We start from the raw sequence: 18,491 nt of genomic DNA on the forward strand, positions 1-18,491 counted from the left end.
AGCCTTTAGTCAGATTACATTGCGAGACATCCATCACTGGTTTACCCATTGTTGCTATTGCGATACCCCTTTTAAAGAGCCTACCTAGTCATCCATGCTGTACCTCATTCAACTGAAACCCGCTATAAAAACAGGCCATAGCCTGTCAAGAATAATGTTCCAAGAACTCGAAGCCATATTTGATCGGACGGTGCTTGAACCTGATGTTCCCTTAGAGCTAACGGTGGGTACGAGGGTAGTAATTCTTGTCGAGAGCGCATTGCCCAATGAAGTCAAAGCGCCTTAAACATTTCTTAAAACTGCCCGGTTTCTAAAATAGGGTTAACCTGATTAGTCGGAGAAAATTGACCAATATTTGTATGGGGAGTTACCAACTAATGCTTACTTCTCTTAATCGCATTTTCTCGCCTATAGTATCTGGCGTTTTGCTTACCATAATTATCTCCAGTTGTCAAGGTACAAATGTATTAACTTCGGCGAATAATTCCCAGACCAATCAATGGCAAAAAGTGACCGTAATCGAGGGTTTAGAGCATCCTTGGTCGATGGTTTGGCTACCTAAGGGGGAAATCCTCATCACAGAGCGTCCCGGTCGTTTAAGAGTGGTTAGAGAGGGCAAATTAGACCCAAAAGCCATCCCTGGAGTTCCCGAAGTTTTTGCCCTCGGACAAGGAGGATTGCTGGATGTGGCAATTCATCCCCAATTTGCCCAAAATCGCTGGATTTATCTAACTTATGCCCACGGAGACCAGGAGGCTAATCGTACCCGCGTCGCTCGTGCGGTTTATGATGGTGCAAGTTTGCGAGATGTGCAGGTTATTTTTGAAGTTTCCCAGACAAAAACCGGCTCTCAACACTTCGGTTCGCGGTTATTATGGCTACCAGATGGCACTTTATTGGTAGCAATTGGGGACGGGGGTAATCCTCCCCTACAATTAGCGGGAGATTTAATTAGAAAACAGGCACAAAATCGGCAAAGTCATTTAGGTAAAATTATCCGCATCAATGACGATGGTTCCATACCGAAAGATAATCCTTTTGCGGGTTCTAAAATTTGGAGTTATGGTCATCGGAATATTCAAGGAATCAGCTTTGATCCGATGACTAAAAGAGTCTGGGCAACAGAACACGGAGCGAAAGGAGGGGATGAATTAAATTTAATTGAAAAAGGTAAAAATTACGGTTGGCCACTGGTTTCTGCTAGTCAAGAGTACGGCACTAATACCCCAGTTTCCCGCGAAGAATCTCGCCCCGGTCTGATCGATCCGAAAACAATTTGGACACCTGCGATCGCTCCTTCGGGATTGGTCTTTTATACCGGTAATCGCTTTCCTAATTGGCAGGGAAATTTATTCGCAGGTGGTTTAGTTTCCAGGGATATTCGTCGTCTGGAAGTGGATAAATCGGGTGAAATTATCAATCAAGAAGCGATTCCCATCGGTCAGAGGGTGCGGGATGTGCGTCAAAGTCCCGATGGATTTTTATACCTGCTCACCGATGAAGGTAACGGCCAATTAATTCGCCTTGAACCGCTATCTAATTTGTAAAAGTTCACAGAAATTATTATGGAAACCTTGAAGATTTTTTAGCGACTTCTAGTATAGTTATGTTTGTACGGGAGTAAGCACTCGATTTATGAAGAAAATTTTACAGTTAGTGGGACTAGGTTGTATATTACCTATGTTCCTCGCCAGTGCAAGTTTAGCGGAAACAGTGGTAGAAAAAGTGGCTCGCACGGGATTTTTGACCGTAGGAACCCGTTTTGATGCGATTCCCTACTCCTACGTCAATGATAAGGGGGAATTGGTCGGCTATTCTATGGATGTGTTGGAACGAATTAGAAAACGATTGGAAACTCGTCTCGGTCGTCCCGTCACCCTGCAAATGATTGAAGCTAATCAACCCGGAGAGAAAATTAATCTCATTCGTAGCGGGGACATCGATATTGCTTGTAGTACGGCTTTTACTTGGGAAAGGGCGAAAGTGGTCGATTTTTCCATCAGTTACAGCATTTCTGGGATTAGGATTTTAGCCAAAAAAGGCAGCAATCTCTCCACTCCTCAATCCCTAATCGGTAAACGTATCGCCTTGATTCCCAGTTCCGCGGCCGTGGATGTGATTAAATTAGTACAACCGCGAGCGACGATTGTGACTACCTACAGCACCGTGGAAGAAGCGATCGAAGCTTTAAAAACCGGTAAAATCGACGCAATAGCGGGGGATAGCATTTCTTTAGCGGGAACAATCCTCAGAGATAACCCTAAAATCTACGAAATCGTCCCCGAAGAAGCTCTAGCTAATTTTGGCATTGCTTGCATGGTTCCCGAAAATAACTCTACTTTTTTGGATGATGTCAACTATGCCATTGTTAAAATGATGCAGGATTACATCACCAATGATACGGCCACCGTTAGTCAAATCGATCGCTGGTTCGGTAGTCAAGGCATGGTTCCCATCCCCCCAGAATTATTAAAGGGGTTTTTTGCCTTCAAAGTTATCGAACACGCCCAAATTAATCCCCAAGAAGCCAAATAGGAGCATAAATTCAGGTGAATATCAGTAATAAAACCGGTTTAGTCGGCTTTCTTCTCGCTTTATCTGCTTTCGGTCTGACTAGCACCGCTCAGGCCGTCTCAGACGAGGCTAATCCCATTGAAGCGCGTTTAAGTCGTCTATCTAGCGCTGTACGCGAACGAGTTAACCAACTGCCGGAAGGTACTGCCGATCCTAGTTTACAAGCTTTAGGCTGGGGAGATGGTGGCAATCGCGGTTGGGGGAATAGTCGTGCTGGTGGTTGGGTAGATGGTCGCGGTGGTAGTTTTGTTAATGCGCGGCCCTGGCGCAATGGTTGGTCTGACCGTGGCGGTTTCTTTAATTCCCGACCGCGCTGGGGTAATGGTGGCGGTTTCTTAAATCGTTGGTAAGTTAAGGTTGGGTGAAGGGATAACTTTATCCTCGTCCCAACCCCGGTTTTAGGATGAAATCTAGGGTTTATAGCTGGGAAAATCGATATAACCTTCCTTGTCAAAAGAATACCAATCCTTCATCTCAGCATCGGGATTAAGGGGCCAATTGTTGGCGAATCTTTCCACCAAATCGGGATTACTGATATAGGGGCGACCGAAAGCAATTAAATCCGCATCTCCTAACTGAATAGCGGCTTCAGCAGTTTCTTTTGTATAACCACAATTGCCGATTAAAGCACTATTAAAAACAGCCCGAAACTCCGATAAAAGCATCGGTTGACCCTTTTCATGAAAACCAAAAGCCAAGCCATCTAGCAGATGCAAATAAGCTAAATTGTACTCATTTAATCTTTGGGCAATATAGAGAAAAGTTTCTCGAAAATCCTCGGAACCCATGTCATTATAAACCCCATTGGGAGACAGACGCACCCCCACCCGATGACTGGGAAAAACAGTTAAAATTGCCTCGACTACTTCCTGTAAAAAACGATAGCGATTTTCCAAACTGCCACCGTACTTATCCTGACGCTGATTAGTAGCCGATTGTAGAAAAGTATCGATTAAATAACCATTAGCCCCGTGAATTTCTATGCCATCAAACCCCGCTAATTTTGCCCTCTGAGCGGCTTTACGGTAATCGGTGACAATTGCGGCGATTTCCTCGGTTTCTAAGGCTCTAGGGGTCTCGTAGGGCTGTTTACCTATGGGTGTATGCAACTCCCCCTTAATCTTAATTGCGGAAGGGGCAACCGGTAAAGCCCCATTTTCCTGAAAACCGGGATGAGAAGCGCGACCACAGTGCCACAATTGACAAAAAATTGGTGTTCCTTTTCTTTGGGCGATTTTTGTCACTATTTGCCATGCTTGCGCTTGTTCGTCGGTGTAGATACCGGGGGTATTTTGCCAACCGTTAGCTTGGGGAGAAATTACCGTCGCTTCCGTAATCATTAATCCGGCGCTGGCCCTTTGCCGGTAATACTCGGCCATTATCTGATTAGCAAGACGTTTTTCTCCGGCTCGCGCTCGCGTCATGGGAGCAAGCACAAGACGATTTTCTAGGTTTAAATCTCCCAATTTAAATTGACTTAAAAGAGCCAGGGAAGTAGTGAAGGAAGTCATCAAATTTGCCGATAGAGAATTTAGGTTAATTTTACCGCAATTAGTTAAAACCAGACAATCGCACTCAAGGATGATTGATTTTCTGGCTATCTGCGAGATTGTCCCTCTCCTAAGGGAGAAGAATTAATCGGATCAACTAGCTGAATATAATTAATATTTGGTTATAAGTTTGACTATAATTACCAGTTATTTAATTTATTTATCGTCCAAAACTAAAGAGACAGAAACTATATTTTCTGGTAGTTAAGTCATGATGGTTCGGTATAAAATAGTGTAATTACGCTTATGTTTATCTGACCATAAATAGTCATTTTCGAGATGTCTAGTAACTGGTGTTTTAAGCTAAGACGCATTTAAACCGCTTATTCTTAGATTAGCCGAACCTCCCCCAATCCCTTTACTGTTGCCTTTTGCCTTTTGCCTCGTCTCAACAAGCAATTTAAATTACGAACAGCTTACCGATAAAATAGACTTCCTAAGGACTGAAACGAAACCTTTACTATTCGGTACTTGCTAATTTTAAGAGGGTTTTTCAGAATCAGTATTTTTTAAGAAACCTACCCAAAAATACCCAAAAGAGGCAAACAGCCTCTAGATTGCGTTGATAAAAATGGGAAAACACGAGTTTTTAGCAAGCATAGTTCATTTAATTGTGCTAATCTCCAGAAAATAGCTATTTTTTCACAATTTATTTAGAACTAATTTATTAGTAAAAAAAGATGTTAAAAAAGTCTTGATCGACTTGGGCTTTGTGGCTAGTATGTAAAGCATCTAGCTTCTTCATTGGAGACACCTGAATGAAAGCCCTATTACTGTGGCCGCTGATGCCCAACTCCTTTTGGTCCTATCAAGAGACTTTAGATCTAGCCGGTTTAAGATCAACTAATCCGCCCCTGGGTTTAATTACGGTGGCAGCCCTGTTACCATCGGATTGGGAAATCCGGTTTGTTGATCGCAATGTCCGATTAGAAACAGCTTCGGATTGGGAGTGGTGCGATTTGGTAATCATCTCCGCCATGATCATTCAGAAAAAGGACTTTCAAGAATTGATTGCCAAAGGATTGCAGTTGGGTAAAAAAGTGGCTGTAGGCGGGCCTTACCCCACCTCCTATCCAGAAGTTGCCCAAAAAGCCGGGGCAGATTACCTGATTCTCGATGAAGGGGAACTGACAATCCCGCTGTTCCTGGCAGCCCTGGAGCGGGGTGAACCGAGTGGTGTCTTTAGAGCCAGCGAGAAACCCGATGTCACCATGACACCGATCGCCCGCTATGATCTACTGGATCTGGATGCTTATCTGGCGATTACCGTGCAGTTTTCTCGCGGTTGCCCCTTTCAATGCGAATTTTGTGACATCATCAACCTTTATGGCCGCAAACCGCGCACCAAAACCCCAGAACAAATGTTGGCTGAGTTGGAGACGTTATATCAACTGGGCTGGAGGCGCTACATTTTTGTTGTGGATGACAACTTCATTGGCAATAAGCGGAATGCCAAGGTGTTTCTGCGGGAGTTGATTCCCTGGATGGAGCAACACCAGTATCCCTTTAAACTGATTACGGAAGCTTCCCTTAATCTGGCCGAAGACAGTGAACTGATTGAGTTAATGGTCAAGGCTGGCTTTATGCTGGTGTTTATGGGGATTGAGACACCAGATACCGATAGTTTAATGGGCATCAACAAGGTTCAAAACACCCGCCAATCCCTGATCGAATCCTGTCACAAAATTACCCGCATGGGGCTGCAGATTATGTCTGGCTTCATTATCGGTTTTGACAATGAGAAATCTGGCGCAGGGCAGCGGATCAAAGAGTTTATTATGGAGGCAAGTATTCCCCAAGGGCAGTTTAGCCTGCTCCAGGCCCTGCAAAATACCGCCCTGTGGAATCGTCTGCAACAGGAAGGTCGTCTGGTGGATGGCATGGGTACTTTCCATCAGGGAGCGATGATGAACTTTGAGCCAACTCGCCCGGTGGAAGAGATTACCGAAGAATACATCGATGCTTTCTGGGAAATCTACGATCCTGTTAACTACCTGAAACGAACCTTCAACCATTTTATGATCATGGGGGGATGGCGCGGCAAATCGAACCGTAAATTAGATGGGCAACAGTGGCAATTGTTCCGCTCCTTGCTCTGGCGACAGGGGATTGTCCGACCGACGCGGTTCCGTTTCTGGTGGCAACTGGCAGTGATTGCCTGGGTCAAACCCCGTCTGCTAGAAGAGTATCTAGCGACCCTAGGGATAGGTGAGCATTTTTTTGCCTATCGCTATGAAGTCAGAGAACAATTACTAAAACAACTAGCCGATTTAAAGCAACAGAAAGCAAGGGTAGCCCAGCTGGAAAAAACGCTCAAAAGCTAGACAATAGCACCGACGAACAGTCAATGCAGACATTTTGGCAAAATTTTCTTTTTAGGATGGTTTTTCTGAGTTGAGATTCTCCCCCCTTACTTAAAGTAAGGGGGAAAAAAAATCAATTGGCACGCTGTTCAACCAACAGTTGGTAAGCATGATTAAAATCAGCCGTTGTAATGCGAATATCAGCCGGGTCAGTCATTCCCTGATGGCGATAACGACGAATTGCCATCAGTGCCGCTTGGTTACATAATAACGATAAATCTGCGCCATTCCAGCCTTCGGTTGCCTCGGCCCAATAGCCTAAATCCACATCCTCTAAAGGACGTTCATCATTATGAACCCCGAGAATTGCTAAACGACTAGAGACATTGGGTAAATCAACTTTTAACTGTAAATCCAAGCGTCCCGCTCGCAATAAGGCCGGATCTAACGCATCTGGGCGATTAGTGGCTCCAATCACTAAAATCGTTGCCCCCGTTTGCAACCCATCTAACTCCGTGAGGATTTGTCCCACAACCCGGTCACTCACGCCTGAATCCCCACTATAACGACCTCTTGCCGGTGCTAAAGTATCAATTTCATCAATAAAAACCACACAAGGGGCTGCCTGACGAGCTTTGGCAAACAACTCACGCACCGCTTGTTCACTCGCCCCCACCCATTTACTCAAAAGCTCAGGTCCATTAATACTGATAAAATTAGCTCGCGCCTGAGATGCAACCGCTTTGGCCAATAAGGTTTTTCCCGTTCCGGGGGGACCCCAAAGTAAAATACCTTTGGGAGCTTGGGCTTTGGTTTGCGTATATAATTGCGGATGGAGTAATGCCCCTTCCACGGATTCCTGTAGGGTTTGTTTAATCTGTTCAAGTCCGCCAATATTGTCCCAGGCCACATGGGGGGATTCCACCTCCACAGACCGCAATACCGCCGGTTTAACTTCTTTAAGGGCTTGCAAAAAGTCGGCTTGGACTACCGTCATTGTTTCTGGAATTTGCGAGTCAATCGTAGGAACCTGCCGCCGCAAAGCACTATAGGCCGCTTTCTGGCAAACGGCTTTTAAATCTGACCCGACAAATCCCACCGCATTATCGGCAATCAGATCTAAGGAAACTGATTCATCTAGGGGCATGGAACGGGTGAGAATTTGCAGGATTTCTAAACGGCCCTTGCGGTCAGGCACCCGAAAGAGAACTTCTCGGTCAAACCGTCCAGGACGACGGAGGGCAGGGTCAAGATGGTCGGGACGGTTTGTCGCCGCTAGAACAATCACCCCTTGGCTTTGGGCAAACCCATCCATTAAACCCAGCAATTGGGCCACCAGTCTTTTTTCTACTTCCCCTTCAACTTTACTGCGATCGGGTGCCATGCTATCAATTTCGTCAATAAAAACGATACAAGGCGCATTCTTACTGGCTTTCTCAAAAATTCCCCGCAGTTTTTGTTCAGCCTCCCCATAATATTTGCTGATCACCTCTGGTCCGACTAAGGCAATATAGTTAACACCGAGTTCTTCGGCCAAAGCACGGGCAGTCAGGGTTTTACCGGTTCCAGGGGGGCCGACTAAGAGAACGCCGCGAGTCGGTTCAAGTCCTAACTTGGCCAATAAGTCGGGGCGTTTCAGAGGAATGGCAATTAGTTCCTTGAGTTCTTTAATCACTTCCGTCAAGCCACCAACATCTTTCAGGGAAGCCGTGGTCGGTCCTTCCGGCGGTGTCACATTGTTTTCAACCCCTGAATCGGTGGGGGTATCGCGATTGCGATTCACCTCAAAATCATCCCCACCAGCATTGTTCTGGCGATAAGCTCCCCCTGGACGGGGAATACCGCCAGAACGGGGAATATTACTCAAGGGACGAGAGTTAAACTGCACTTCGGTTTTAATTTCCCCTTTTTCCAGTTTTTCTTCTAAGGTTTTAGCCAGTTCGACTAATTGCTCAAAGCCTTTGAATAGTTCTACCATAAAATTTCTCCTGAGTCAAGTGAAGGATGGGGACTAGGTAATAGATGAGGTTAAGAAGTCGGACTTGATTAGACTAATTACCTTTAAAATAACAGATCTGCCGCGCCTTTTACCCGGGCTAGAGGTTCTACTGATCGGGGTAAACTGGCTAAGCGGATCAAAGTTTGCTCGGGGAATAAATCCTGATCAATTTCCTCATTAGCATGATAACGATTCTGCACGACGTAACGTTGATAGACTCCCATTTTTTTCAAAGATGCTGTCAATCGCACTTGTTCGGCAACGATGACATCTTGGGCTTGCAAAACTCCAATAAATTCTGTATGTTGGGGGTCTTTGAGTTTTTTCTGAGCAGACATCACCTGTTGTCTTAAGGTTCGCAATCGTCCCATTAAATCTACACGCCCTAAGACATTTTGATATTTCATCCAAAGCTTAAAAATCCAACTTAACCAATCTCCTAAAGCCGTTGGCATTTCCAAAAATCGCAGGAGATGACCGGTAGGAGCCGTATCTAAAATAATCAAATCTTGTTCTTTCTGGTCTAATAACTCCATTACTTTTACTAGAGACAACATTTCATCAATTCCTGGCAGAGATTGAGATACAATTTGTCGCCAAGCTTCTGGAGTATAAGCTAGTTTGATGTTCCCTTCTTCCTTACCTTCACCACTAATCATTTCTGCCAGTTCCCATAAATAATCATCCCGAAATTTTTCTAAAACGATATTAGCATCAACTTCTTGACCACTTAAATTATCAGTTAATTGTGTAGATTGATGTCCTAATTTTGTCCCAAAGGCATCTCCCAAAGAATGAGCAGGATCAATAGAAATAATTCTAATTTTTTGATCGGGATGACGATTAGCTAACGCCCAACCAATGGCCGCAGCAACGGTGGTTTTTCCCACACCTCCCTTGCCACCAATGATAATGAGTTGGCGTTTGTCGTCAATAAAATCACTAAAACTAGGCAGAATTTTTTGCGGCCATTGAATAGGAGGCGGCGCAATAAATTCTACTTGTTCGAGGATTTTAATTTGACTCATGATCTGATCTAATGCTTCACCTCCTAGGGGTTCTTTTGCCTGTTGAGGCAGGGTAAAAATTGTCTCCTGACCTGGAATTTTTAGGAATTTATCGAGGAGTTGCTGTTGCTCACTGTAGCGATCTAAATTTTGATTAGGATCCGTTAGAATGCGATTGATAAATAAGCAGCCGCAGGGAATATTTAAGTGACGCAAACTATTGAGTAATCGTTCGGTTTCTAATAAACTCATCGGTTCGGCAATTGCCACAATTAAACAAAGGGTAAAATCCCTATTTTGTAGGAGTTGTTTGCCTTCGCTTAATTCTGATTTTGTTTTGACTAAAAAGTCGTCCACATCATCGGCATTGTAGGTTTTTGCAAAAGTTTGCGAAATAACACGATGTTTTTCTTGAAACAGCTCTAAAGAATTGAGAATAATCTCTAAAAAGTCTTTAATTTCCAATAAATTTAAGGTATGACCAGAGGGGGCCATATCAACAACAATTCGATCTACAACATTCTCTATTAGTAATCGTTGAATTTCTAATAGACCCATGATTTCATCTAAACCTGGCCAGTCTAAATCCCAAACAGGAGTTAGATCTTCTCCTTCAACAAAACTGCCCCGTTCTACTAAAAGTTCTAAAAATTTTCCGTATTTTTCTTTAAATTCTAAGAGCAATTTTTCCGCATCTAATGCCCTAACTTTTAAGTTAGGTAAGTCTTTTACAGGTAATGCCTCATCGCTAACTTCTGTTTGCAATACATCCCCTAAAGAGTGAGCGGGATCGGTTGAGATTAACAGGATTTGTTCCTCTGGAAATAATTTAGCCCAACGGCGAGCAAATCCACAGGAAAGAGTGGTTTTTCCCACTCCTCCTTTGCCGCTAAACATAACTAAATGTCGAGTGTCATAACGACTTAGAGAGTTATTTGCCAAGTTAAAGTTAGTCATAGAGAAATCAAGTTAAGTAAAGTGATAGGGGGGAGAAACTTGTCCTAATTGTAATTCCCAACGAGGACAGGCTTTCTGCCAATGCAAGACTCGCTCGATTAGTAAAGGTTCCTCTTGAAAATTAACTAAAAGATAAATTCTTGATTCTGTCCCCGGAGCAGTAATAATCTTCGTTGATGGATAGCTTTGGTTGATTAAATCCACGAGATTTTGCCATTCTAGACCTTGCAAAGTATAAAAATCTTGTTGGGCTTCATAAAGCTGTTTTTTGGCTAAAAAATATTGTCTGCCCTTGCTTTCAGAAGAGAGTACAGGCTCCTCTGGCTTACGGGGAATACATTTTAAAAGATATTCTCCTTTTCCCTCAAGTTCTTCAATTTTTTCTTGATATTCTTGGGCATGAGAACAAAGATGAGTCAGTAAATTTTCTGCCTCTAAAAAAGATGTGCCAAAACGTAAGGGTAAAATAGTGGTTTGTTGAAATAGTTCACAGATAACTCGATCATGACATAAAACCGATTGAATCAAGCGTTCATCATCATTTTGTAAAGTGTCTAAACCAACTTCGGGTTCGACTACGGCCGAGAGAGAGCCACCAGTTATCAGTAACAATGGGTTAGCCATTCCAACGGGTAATTTTAGGCTTTCTATGGGGGTTTTCAAAAAAGCGTAAGTATATAGATTGTACAATTTCATAGGGTTTACTAAAAGAAAATTGACGATTTTTTACAAGTTTTTATATTGGGGCGTTGATATGCTAGAATATTCTAAGTTATTCAGGGATTGTTATGACAACCACTCGTCCACCCAGACCAATTAGATCTAAAATTAGCACCATGCCTCGGAAACAATCTGAAGCAGATCACCAACTTGAGCTTTATAAGTTAATTACTGAAAAACAACGTATCCAAGAAAAATTAGAAATGATGGAGCGGCAGCTTCAGCAATTAAAAAATCGTCTCACGTTTGTGACAGAGCAAATTGAGACTACAGAACAAAGTATTCAAAATTTGCGTACAGCCAACCCTCCTAGTGTAGCTAAAAAACCTGACTCCCCCAAAACTGTTGCTCACTCCTCTAATAATAATTCTAGTAATTTCCAAGCTTTTTACCTAGAATATTAAGGCTTAATCAAGGGCTAGTTCTGACCAAGCTTCAACGAGTTCTTGAGCTTGTCAAATCCGCCCTTACTAAGCTTACAATTTGTGATTTTGTTCATGGCCTATAGGGTGGGAAAGATTGCAAGTTTAGAGAGAAGATTCTGATTCGTTTTCTGCCTCCTCTTCTTCTAAGGCTTGAATTTTTAATAAAAGTTCTTCTTCCTGAATTTCAAACTCCTCCTCAGAAATGTTGCCCATATCGTAAGATAGTTGTAAGGATAATAACAATTTGTGCAAATTTTCCGCCTCATCATATTCTATATCTGCACGCTCTTGAATTTTTTCCCCAATCCAGATCAGACCCCCAATAGGACCAGTAATAGGAAGAAGTAAAAGGTCGAGAAACATAACTGATACTCTCCTTAGATAAGTTGGGCAAAGGTATAGGGTGCAGTTAAATTGTTATAGCGAATTCTTAGGCGATCACCAAACTGCTGATCGATCGCTTCAACGTTTTGGCTAAATTCTGGCTCTTGCTCCCAGGGAATTAAATAAGCTGTATTGTAAATCATGTCATCCGTCATCGGATCGCTTTCAATTACCTCTTGGGCGCGATGATTTAATTGGTCTCTAAAGACTTGAATAATGTCTTGTTTCCGTTGCAATACAGTGGCTTCAATGAGTTGACCTATATGGATAATTTCTTCCATATTTAAGTTTTTCCCCATCATCGCATCCCGTTCTTGTTTTAACTTAGGATTAGACTCCAAAGCCGCTTGTAATTCCCACTTATTATCCCAAAAAATCTTAATGCTAACCTCTCGTTGTCCTGACAGTTTAGCAAATAATTCTTTCAGTTGGGTTTTATAGGGAGTAATTAGTTGTTCGGTGACGGATTCCCAGGTTTTGATAACTAAGCCAAACCGCAGGGGCAACAACGTTGTAAACCCTGCTTCCATGACAGTTTCTAATACTTTTTCATGGCAAATTAAATAGCGACGGGACGCCAAATACTTCTCTTTATGAGCAGCGGAGTAGAGAAAACTAAAACCATCAATCATCTCACTGTGAACTGGCTCATTATCAATCCCCTGCAAAACCAGTCCTTCAGGAACTGGTTCGGGAAATATGCCATATAAATAAAGACCCACTGTCATCAGTATTCTCCCAAATTAAACCGGCTGAGAAGTTAAAACCAAACGAAGCTTGAGGTGAATTAGATCTAGTTGAGCTAAACCCAGATCAACATTTCCTTCCACAACAACTCCTGTATTGAGAAGTCTATCCACTAATTCTAACACAGAGGGCTTAACACCCTCCTTTCCAGGGTAATAACTCCCTGCTTCCGGTAAAAGAGTGCCAAACTCTCCTAGGTGGACATTTAAATCTTCTGGCTCAACCTCAAAAATTTCACACAAATGGAGAATTTGTTCTTGCAATTTTTGGATACTTTCTGCAGCCCTATCTAAATCAGACTCACTGAGAGCCCCTTTTTCCATCCGGCGAATGATTTGGGCTTCGAGCAATTGGCGTACCAGTTCCACAACAGTTAACAGTAAAGGGGCTAAACCAGCTTGGCTATTACTTTCTGGAGGGGTCAGCAAGGCTTGATTATCAGAATCGTAAGGTGTGCAAGCAAGTGTCATGGTTGGAGTTGGTAAATGAGGAGTTCTTAAGGGTGAGTCTCTAGAGGGGAGCTTGGCCAAGAAATTTTATCTGAGGGAAAAAATGATGTAACCAAGCAATGTCAACTTCCCGCCGCCCTGTGAAGATTCTAGTGACGAATTTACCCGACATGAGGAATGTGCTTGATTATTTTAACTGGTATCATGGCCCTCGATTGCCCCCGATTGGGATAGGGATTTTAAGGCTTAAAGTTCAGCTGCCAGGGGTTCTGTTAATAAGGCTTGGGATTGGCTATAGAGATAGGAGTCGCTTGCCCACCCATTAATCGCCATCTCCCTTGCTCTATCAACAGAGGCAATCGTTAACTACTGTAAACTTCTTGACCGTTTGAGGATTCAATTGAGGAATTTCAATATATATGAGGAATGTGCCTGATCGTTGGGACTGCCATCACGTCTCTCCATTACACTCCATTTGGTTAAGGATTTTAAGGTTTGAAGTCGGCGTGAAAGTTCCAGGTTTTCTGCGAATAAAGCTTGGCCTTGGCTAGGGAGGTAGGGATAACCTTGCAAGCTGTTAATCGCAGTTTCCCTAGCTTTATCAAGGGGGGCAATCGTCTCGTGTAAATTTCCTAATCTTTGAGGATTCAAGTGAGGAATTTCACGCATCTGAGGAATGTGCTTCATCGTTCGGACTGGTATCATGGCTCTCCGTTGCACTCAATTGGCTTAAGGATTTTAAGGTTTCAAGCTCAGTTTCCAGGGTTTGGAGTCGGAGCGAAAGTTCCCGATTTTCTGCTAGTAAAGCTTGGGATTGGCTATGGAGGTAGGGGTCTCCTTCCCACCAGTTGATTCCCATTTCCCTGGCTTTATCAACAGAGGCAATTAACAAACGAATGCGGATATTTATAAGTTCAGTGGAGGCGATCGAAACGGAAATATCGCCGGCAATTACAATTCCTTTATCTAAAACTCGTTCGAGTATATCCGCTAAACTCGAACCTTGAGTTGCTGTTTTTAGGGAGCTGTTTGACTGGTTTTTGAGCGAGCCAGCAAAAGTGGAAGAAGTCACGGTTGGTTTCACTCAATAAGAGTATAAAATTAGTCTTTTCGCTGGGGCAAGTTGCCTCGCAGTAAAGATTGAATGGCTTTTAACGATTGATTTCCTGTCGAAGGTTCAGGAGTTGAAGCTTGGGCATCGGAAGGCTCCGTTTCCTCGACAAAGGATAAGGATTCTAACGGATTGTCCTCGAGGATTTCCCATAAAATCGCTCTTGACTTATCAACAGATAAATTGGTGCGGGACAAAAGAACATCGGCGCATATATCACGGAAGTCCGAGTCAGCGGAGTTGGCCGCAATATCGTGAGAGGCGCAGACTTTAGCAATCATTAAACAAGAGCGCAAACCCGACGTTTTTTCAGTCCCAGTTTTCACCCGAAAGGTTTTGACGAGGTTGACAATAAATAAAGCATCTTCTCGACCAATCCCCGTTTTTTGAGCAAGAATTTCAGTCTGAGTCAGTTGGTCCGGCTCAGGCATATTGATAGTTACCAACCGATCCATTAAAGCATCTTGGGTGGCATGAACCCCACAGTATTCTTCTGGGTTGGAGGTGAAAATTGCCCGAAACTGAGAATTGACTTGTAGGTAATCGGGTTGATGGCTAGTGGGGGGCAGGGTGAGAATTTTTTCTTCCAAGGCGGAGAGTAAAACGTTGTTGACCTCAGGCCGAGAACGATTGAACTCATCATAAACTAGGGTAAACCCCTCTCGACAGGCCATTGTTAACCGAGAATCCACCCAATTGTGTTTTAGCTCGTCTTCAACTTTGAGAACGCTGTGGATATAGTTATCCATCAGTTTTTTATGGGTGTAGCCAGACTGGCTACCAATTAAATCGGAACTGGTAAAGTCATCATCGCCAAAGATCAGCATCACAGGTCTGGCTAAACAATTGGCCAGGTGCATTGCCAAGGTGGTTTTTCCCGTTCCTGCCGGACCACACAGATGGATGGAAAAACCAGCGTTTAGATAACGTAAGGCGCGAGTGGCAACTTGATCAATCGAAGGCGTAACAACAAATTGACCGGGGCGAAGGCAGAGTACGGCTCTTCTTGTTTGAGTTTCAGTAAATGTCATAGTTGAAATCTAGTAAATACTATTGATAATCCCCGCCTGAAGCGGACGGGCATTCTCGAGCTAACAACCGCCTGTTGACGCTTGTGTCACCCGAATTTTACGGCAAGAAGTTTAATCGGGTTTGACTTTTAAGGCTTACCTCATAATATATAATATCCTAAAAGATTAGGAACTGTCACTAATTAGCTCTAGAACCTTGATTCTGAAGGTATTTTTACGACATTCATTAGTCAAGGGGCTAAGGGTCTAAAATTCTTGTCTAGATTACTTTTCAAGACTTAAACAATGATAAGCCCAGATGCAGTCCTTTTCCCTTACCTCCTTTGTCAATAAAAGACTAATAATCACGACATTAACTATAGACTGAGTGAAGCTTTATCATACTTTTTAATTTACCAGAGACCTAGAGAGGGCTAAATAGGAACCCAACACTACTAGGTTGAGTATAGAAACTTAGAAAAGCAGGATCAGCATGGTAGATTGAAAACCAAAGGGTTATTGTTGTATTCTCAGATAGTCCTCTAGTTTAGCCAGGAAAAGGGACTAGAGGGTTTTTACTCTAGCCCTAGGCTTAAGTGGGTTGGAATTAACCTAGAGATTTATTTGCCAAAAACGTAGATAGACAAATCTTGACGAAATTGACGCAATTCATCTTTTAGCTGTTTCGCTTCAGCTAAACGTCGTTCTTGAAATTGACTTAAATCATCCTTCACCTGTTTAGCTCGATCTAGATGAAGTTGGCGTAAGTCGTCCTCTAGCTGTTTCGCTGCTGCTAAACGCTGTTCTTGGAATTGACTTAAATCCTCTTTCAGCTGTTTAGCTCGATCTATATGCTGTTGACGTAAGTCGTTCTCCAGCTGTTTCGCTGCTGCTAAACGTTGTTCTTGGAATTGACTTAAATCGTCCTTTAGCTGTTTGGCTCGATCTAGACGCTGTTGACGTAAGTCGTTGTCTAGCCGTTTGGCTTCCGCTAAACGTTGTTCTTGAAATTGACGTAAATCCTCTTTTTGCTTTTCCGCTTGAGCTAAACGCTGTTTTTGGGTAGCTGTTAAAAACAAGTGGCTTTCCTGTTGAACTTTTTGGAAAGATTGACGCAAAGCAGTTGCCTGTTCTTGCGCTTGTTTTTGTCTTTCAGTTTTGACATCCAACAGAAAAGATTGCACTTCTCGCGAGAGTTTAGCTACTTCTTCAGCAATCGATAAACGATCCTGGCGGAACTGTTCCATGAGAGCAGGCATGGGGTTGTCCTCAATTACTAAATACTATGGAATGGATTTGGCTCAATCACCCGTTAGAAAAACCTTCACGGAGACTGGGGGGAGAGACAGCAGATTTCGACTTTTCTTATTATCCCAAAGTTGAGATAGCGAATCACCCTATCAATTATAGACTATTGCGCCCCAAGAGAGGGGTAACTAAACTCAACAGGGATTAAAGAAAAGCCGAGAATCTAGAAAACCCGGTCGGGTTTTAACTGAGCAGATAGGAGAATCTGGGACCAATCCTTAAGCAGGAACCGCCGCAGATTGAGTCAGACCAACTGCTTCAGCATATTTGAGGTAGGTTTCAACCGAAGCGATGACTACACGAGCTTCAATCGCTAATAATTCGATGCCCACTAGAGAGACACGAGCCCAGGCGTCAATAACGATACCTTTGTCAAGGATACGATCAATAACTTCAGCCAAGCTAGAGGAAGAGTTGGTTTTTTCAACTGCCATGGTAATAGACCTTGTTTGTTTGTTAGTTGTATGGAAAATGTACAGTGCTGATCCCAAAGTTGATATATCGAGCTACCCCATCTCAAGAGGTGCGGACTCCTAGCCAAAGAATGACTTTCTATTCCGAAAAATTGTAAGGCTTAAACTCTGGTGATAAGGGGTAAACCTAGATGCAAGGGTCAAAACACGTTTGCCGTGCCAACCTTGTCAATCATAGAGCATTGCGCCCCAAGAGAGGGGTAACTAGACTCAATAGGGATCTAAGAGAAGCCGAGAATCTGGAAAACCCAGTCGGGTTTTCACTCAGCCGATGGGAGAATCTGGGATGGATTCTTAAGCAGGAACGGCCGCAGATTGGGTCAGGCCAACAGCTTCAGCATATTTGAGGTAGGTTTCAACAGAAGCGATAACTACACGAGCTTCAATTGCTAATAATTCGATGCCCACCAGAGAGACGCGAGCCCAAGCATCAATAACGATACCTTTGTCAAGAATACGGTCAATAACTTCAGCTAAGCTAGAGGAAGAGTTAGTTTTTTCGACTGCCATGGTAATAGACCTTTTTGTTAGTTGTATAGAAAGTGTACAGTGCTGATCCCAAAATTGACGTATAGAACTACCGCATCTCAGGGGGGCAGCTTCCACACCAAAAATGACTTTCTATTCCGAAAAATAGCGAGTTTCACACTCTGGTGATAGGAGGCCAGCTACAAAGGACAAAATCACGTTTACAAAAATAATTTGTATGGGTCTAGCTTCGTTTTCGCTATCCGTTGCCGTGCCAACCTTGTCGATCATAGAGTATTGCGCCCCAAGAGAGGGGTAACTAAACTCAATAGGAATCTAAGAGAAGCCGAGAATCTGGAAAACTCAGTCGGGTTTTCACTCAGCCGATGGGAGAATCTGGGATGGATTCTTAAGCAGGAACCGCTGCAGATTGGGTCAGACCAACTGCTTCAGCATATTTGAGGTAGGTTTCAACAGAAGCGATAACTACACGAGCTTCAATTGCTAATAATTCGATGCCCACCAGAGAGACGCGAGCCCAAGCATCAATAACGATACCTTTGTCAAGAATACGGTCAATAACTTCAGCCAAGCTAGAGGAAGAGTTAGTTTTTTCAACTGACATGGTAGGTATGCCTTTTTGTTGTTTTCATAGAGTTTGTACAGTGCTGAGGTCATGAAGGATTCAGAAATTTATTTGGGTTTTCTGCCTTCATCACTTCCGCACTTTCAAGAATAACACCCTTATTGGGTGGGTGTCAATACCTAATCTCGATTTTTTTTGGTTAAGAAGTATGTAGTGATTTCTCATTTTTGTCGTTAAGAAGTGTGTAGTGATTTCTCAGATAAGTCCGATACATTAGACCTATTGCATAATTTTTTATGGCATGATGGGCGGTTTTGCTTTTTTCTCGGTTTTGAGATTGAAGTTGACAAGAGAATAGAATGTGATCTGAGGTCAGGAAATCATCTATACAGGGCAAGCTCATCTAAATTTGGTAGAATT

Annotated in this window: 19 protein-coding genes; 5 read left to right on the forward strand and 14 right to left on the reverse strand. The window is 43.1% G+C overall.

Annotated elements, in window-relative coordinates; translation table 11 throughout:
• Positions 1–377 precede the first annotated feature (377 nt).
• From IQ234_RS01255 to grrA, 3 genes are all read left to right on the forward strand, one after another.
• Positions 378–1,547 (forward strand): PQQ-dependent sugar dehydrogenase, encoded by a 1,170-nt coding sequence (locus tag IQ234_RS01255; RefSeq protein WP_193955728.1) that lies wholly within the window; start codon positions 378–380, stop codon positions 1,545–1,547.
• Positions 1,548–1,635: 88 nt separating this feature from the next.
• Positions 1,636–2,535, forward strand: coding sequence for an extracellular substrate binding-like orphan protein GrrP (grrP, locus tag IQ234_RS01260; protein ID WP_193955729.1), 900 nt, complete (start codon positions 1,636–1,638; stop codon positions 2,533–2,535).
• Between the two features lie 14 nt (positions 2,536–2,549).
• Positions 2,550–2,924, forward strand: a complete 375-nt coding sequence (grrA, locus tag IQ234_RS01265) for a GrrA/OscA1 family cyclophane-containing rSAM-modified RiPP (RefSeq protein ID WP_002742141.1) — start codon at positions 2,550–2,552, stop codon at positions 2,922–2,924.
• 60 nt (positions 2,925–2,984) lie between these two features.
• Here the strand turns inward: grrA and IQ234_RS01270 are convergent, their stop codons facing one another.
• A complete protein-coding gene (locus IQ234_RS01270; protein WP_193955730.1) occupies positions 2,985–4,085 on the reverse strand; it encodes an alkene reductase in 1,101 nt (366 codons plus the stop codon).
• A 797-nt stretch (positions 4,086–4,882) separates the two neighbouring features.
• Here IQ234_RS01270 and IQ234_RS01275 point away from each other — a divergent pair.
• A complete protein-coding gene (locus tag IQ234_RS01275) occupies positions 4,883–6,448 on the forward strand; it encodes a B12-binding domain-containing radical SAM protein (RefSeq protein WP_193955731.1) in 1,566 nt (521 codons plus the stop codon).
• A 112-nt stretch (positions 6,449–6,560) separates the two neighbouring features.
• Here the strand turns inward: IQ234_RS01275 and IQ234_RS01280 are convergent, their stop codons facing one another.
• From IQ234_RS01280 to IQ234_RS01290, 3 genes are all read right to left on the reverse strand, one after another.
• On the reverse strand, positions 6,561–8,405 hold the full coding sequence (locus tag IQ234_RS01280) for an AAA family ATPase (RefSeq protein WP_193955732.1): 1,845 nt from the start codon (positions 8,403–8,405) through the stop codon (positions 6,561–6,563).
• 83 nt (positions 8,406–8,488) lie between these two features.
• Positions 8,489–10,390, reverse strand: coding sequence for an ArsA family ATPase (locus IQ234_RS01285; RefSeq protein ID WP_193955733.1), 1,902 nt, complete (start codon positions 10,388–10,390; stop codon positions 8,489–8,491).
• A gap of 12 nt (positions 10,391–10,402) precedes the next feature.
• Entirely contained in the window at positions 10,403–11,086 is a 684-nt protein-coding gene (locus tag IQ234_RS01290; protein WP_193955734.1) for a GvpL/GvpF family gas vesicle protein, read from the reverse strand.
• 92 nt (positions 11,087–11,178) lie between these two features.
• Here IQ234_RS01290 and IQ234_RS01295 point away from each other — a divergent pair, with 92 nt between their 5' ends.
• The gene (locus IQ234_RS01295) at positions 11,179–11,514 is read left to right on the forward strand and encodes a gas vesicle protein (protein WP_193955735.1); all 336 of its coding nucleotides are present in this window, start codon (positions 11,179–11,181) and stop codon (positions 11,512–11,514) included.
• Between the two features lie 123 nt (positions 11,515–11,637).
• Here the strand turns inward: IQ234_RS01295 and IQ234_RS01300 are convergent, their stop codons facing one another.
• From IQ234_RS01300 to gvpA (IQ234_RS01345), 10 genes are all read right to left on the reverse strand, one after another.
• The gene (locus tag IQ234_RS01300; protein ID WP_193955736.1) at positions 11,638–11,898 is read right to left on the reverse strand and encodes a gas vesicle protein GvpG; all 261 of its coding nucleotides are present in this window, start codon (positions 11,896–11,898) and stop codon (positions 11,638–11,640) included.
• A 14-nt stretch (positions 11,899–11,912) separates the two neighbouring features.
• A complete protein-coding gene (locus tag IQ234_RS01305) occupies positions 11,913–12,647 on the reverse strand; it encodes a GvpL/GvpF family gas vesicle protein (protein ID WP_193955737.1) in 735 nt (244 codons plus the stop codon).
• Between the two features lie 15 nt (positions 12,648–12,662).
• Positions 12,663–13,136, reverse strand: a complete 474-nt coding sequence (locus IQ234_RS01310) for a gas vesicle protein K (RefSeq protein ID WP_193955738.1) — start codon at positions 13,134–13,136, stop codon at positions 12,663–12,665.
• Between the two features lie 375 nt (positions 13,137–13,511).
• The gene (locus tag IQ234_RS01315) at positions 13,512–13,820 is read right to left on the reverse strand and encodes a hypothetical protein (RefSeq protein WP_002803843.1); all 309 of its coding nucleotides are present in this window, start codon (positions 13,818–13,820) and stop codon (positions 13,512–13,514) included.
• Positions 13,777–14,187 carry a gas vesicle protein gene (locus tag IQ234_RS01320; RefSeq protein WP_193955739.1) on the reverse strand — a complete coding sequence of 137 codons (411 nt, stop codon included), beginning with the start codon at positions 14,185–14,187 and terminating at the stop codon, positions 13,777–13,779. The genes IQ234_RS01315 and IQ234_RS01320 overlap by 44 nt, the downstream gene beginning before the upstream one ends.
• A gap of 29 nt (positions 14,188–14,216) precedes the next feature.
• Positions 14,217–15,257, reverse strand: coding sequence for a gas vesicle protein GvpN (gvpN, locus tag IQ234_RS01325; protein WP_193955740.1), 1,041 nt, complete (start codon positions 15,255–15,257; stop codon positions 14,217–14,219).
• A 599-nt stretch (positions 15,258–15,856) separates the two neighbouring features.
• Positions 15,857–16,495, reverse strand: a complete 639-nt coding sequence (gene gvpC, locus IQ234_RS01330; RefSeq protein ID WP_110578362.1) for a gas vesicle protein GvpC — start codon at positions 16,493–16,495, stop codon at positions 15,857–15,859.
• A gap of 267 nt (positions 16,496–16,762) precedes the next feature.
• Positions 16,763–16,978, reverse strand: a complete 216-nt coding sequence (gvpA, locus tag IQ234_RS01335) for a gas vesicle structural protein GvpA (protein ID WP_002735503.1) — start codon at positions 16,976–16,978, stop codon at positions 16,763–16,765.
• Between the two features lie 333 nt (positions 16,979–17,311).
• A complete protein-coding gene (gvpA, locus tag IQ234_RS01340) occupies positions 17,312–17,527 on the reverse strand; it encodes a gas vesicle structural protein GvpA (protein ID WP_002735503.1) in 216 nt (71 codons plus the stop codon).
• Positions 17,528–17,894: 367 nt separating this feature from the next.
• A complete protein-coding gene (gene gvpA / locus IQ234_RS01345; protein WP_193955741.1) occupies positions 17,895–18,110 on the reverse strand; it encodes a gas vesicle structural protein GvpA in 216 nt (71 codons plus the stop codon).
• Between the last annotated feature and the right edge of the window lie 381 nt (positions 18,111–18,491).

This window comes from Microcystis aeruginosa LEGE 91341 (assembly GCF_015206885.1).
Classification (GTDB): domain Bacteria; phylum Cyanobacteriota; class Cyanobacteriia; order Cyanobacteriales; family Microcystaceae; genus Microcystis; species Microcystis aeruginosa_H.

Coding starts and splice junctions, on each gene's coding strand:
- gvpC (WP_110578362.1), bottom strand. CDS start 16,495: ATGCCTGCTCTCATGGAACAGTTCCGCCAGGATCGTTTATCGATTGCT.
- IQ234_RS01310 (WP_193955738.1), bottom strand. CDS start 13,136: ATGACACTTGCTTGCACACCTTACGATTCTGATAATCAAGCCTTGCTG.
- IQ234_RS01280 (WP_193955732.1), bottom strand. CDS start 8,405: ATGGTAGAACTATTCAAAGGCTTTGAGCAATTAGTCGAACTGGCTAAA.
- IQ234_RS01295 (WP_193955735.1), top strand. CDS start 11,179: ATGACAACCACTCGTCCACCCAGACCAATTAGATCTAAAATTAGCACC.
- gvpA (WP_002735503.1), bottom strand. CDS start 17,527: ATGGCAGTCGAAAAAACTAACTCTTCCTCTAGCTTAGCTGAAGTTATT.
- IQ234_RS01300 (WP_193955736.1), bottom strand. CDS start 11,898: ATGTTTCTCGACCTTTTACTTCTTCCTATTACTGGTCCTATTGGGGGT.
- IQ234_RS01290 (WP_193955734.1), bottom strand. CDS start 11,086: ATGAAATTGTACAATCTATATACTTACGCTTTTTTGAAAACCCCCATA.
- IQ234_RS01305 (WP_193955737.1), bottom strand. CDS start 12,647: ATGACAGTGGGTCTTTATTTATATGGCATATTTCCCGAACCAGTTCCT.
- gvpA (WP_193955741.1), bottom strand. CDS start 18,110: ATGTCAGTTGAAAAAACTAACTCTTCCTCTAGCTTGGCTGAAGTTATT.
- IQ234_RS01285 (WP_193955733.1), bottom strand. CDS start 10,390: ATGACTAACTTTAACTTGGCAAATAACTCTCTAAGTCGTTATGACACT.
- IQ234_RS01315 (WP_002803843.1), bottom strand. CDS start 13,820: ATGATACCAGTCCGAACGATGAAGCACATTCCTCAGATGCGTGAAATT.
- IQ234_RS01270 (WP_193955730.1), bottom strand. CDS start 4,085: ATGACTTCCTTCACTACTTCCCTGGCTCTTTTAAGTCAATTTAAATTG.
- grrP (WP_193955729.1), top strand. CDS start 1,636: ATGAAGAAAATTTTACAGTTAGTGGGACTAGGTTGTATATTACCTATG.
- gvpN (WP_193955740.1), bottom strand. CDS start 15,257: ATGACATTTACTGAAACTCAAACAAGAAGAGCCGTACTCTGCCTTCGC.
- IQ234_RS01255 (WP_193955728.1), top strand. CDS start 378: ATGCTTACTTCTCTTAATCGCATTTTCTCGCCTATAGTATCTGGCGTT.
- IQ234_RS01275 (WP_193955731.1), top strand. CDS start 4,883: ATGAAAGCCCTATTACTGTGGCCGCTGATGCCCAACTCCTTTTGGTCC.
- gvpA (WP_002735503.1), bottom strand. CDS start 16,978: ATGGCAGTTGAAAAAACCAACTCTTCCTCTAGCTTGGCTGAAGTTATT.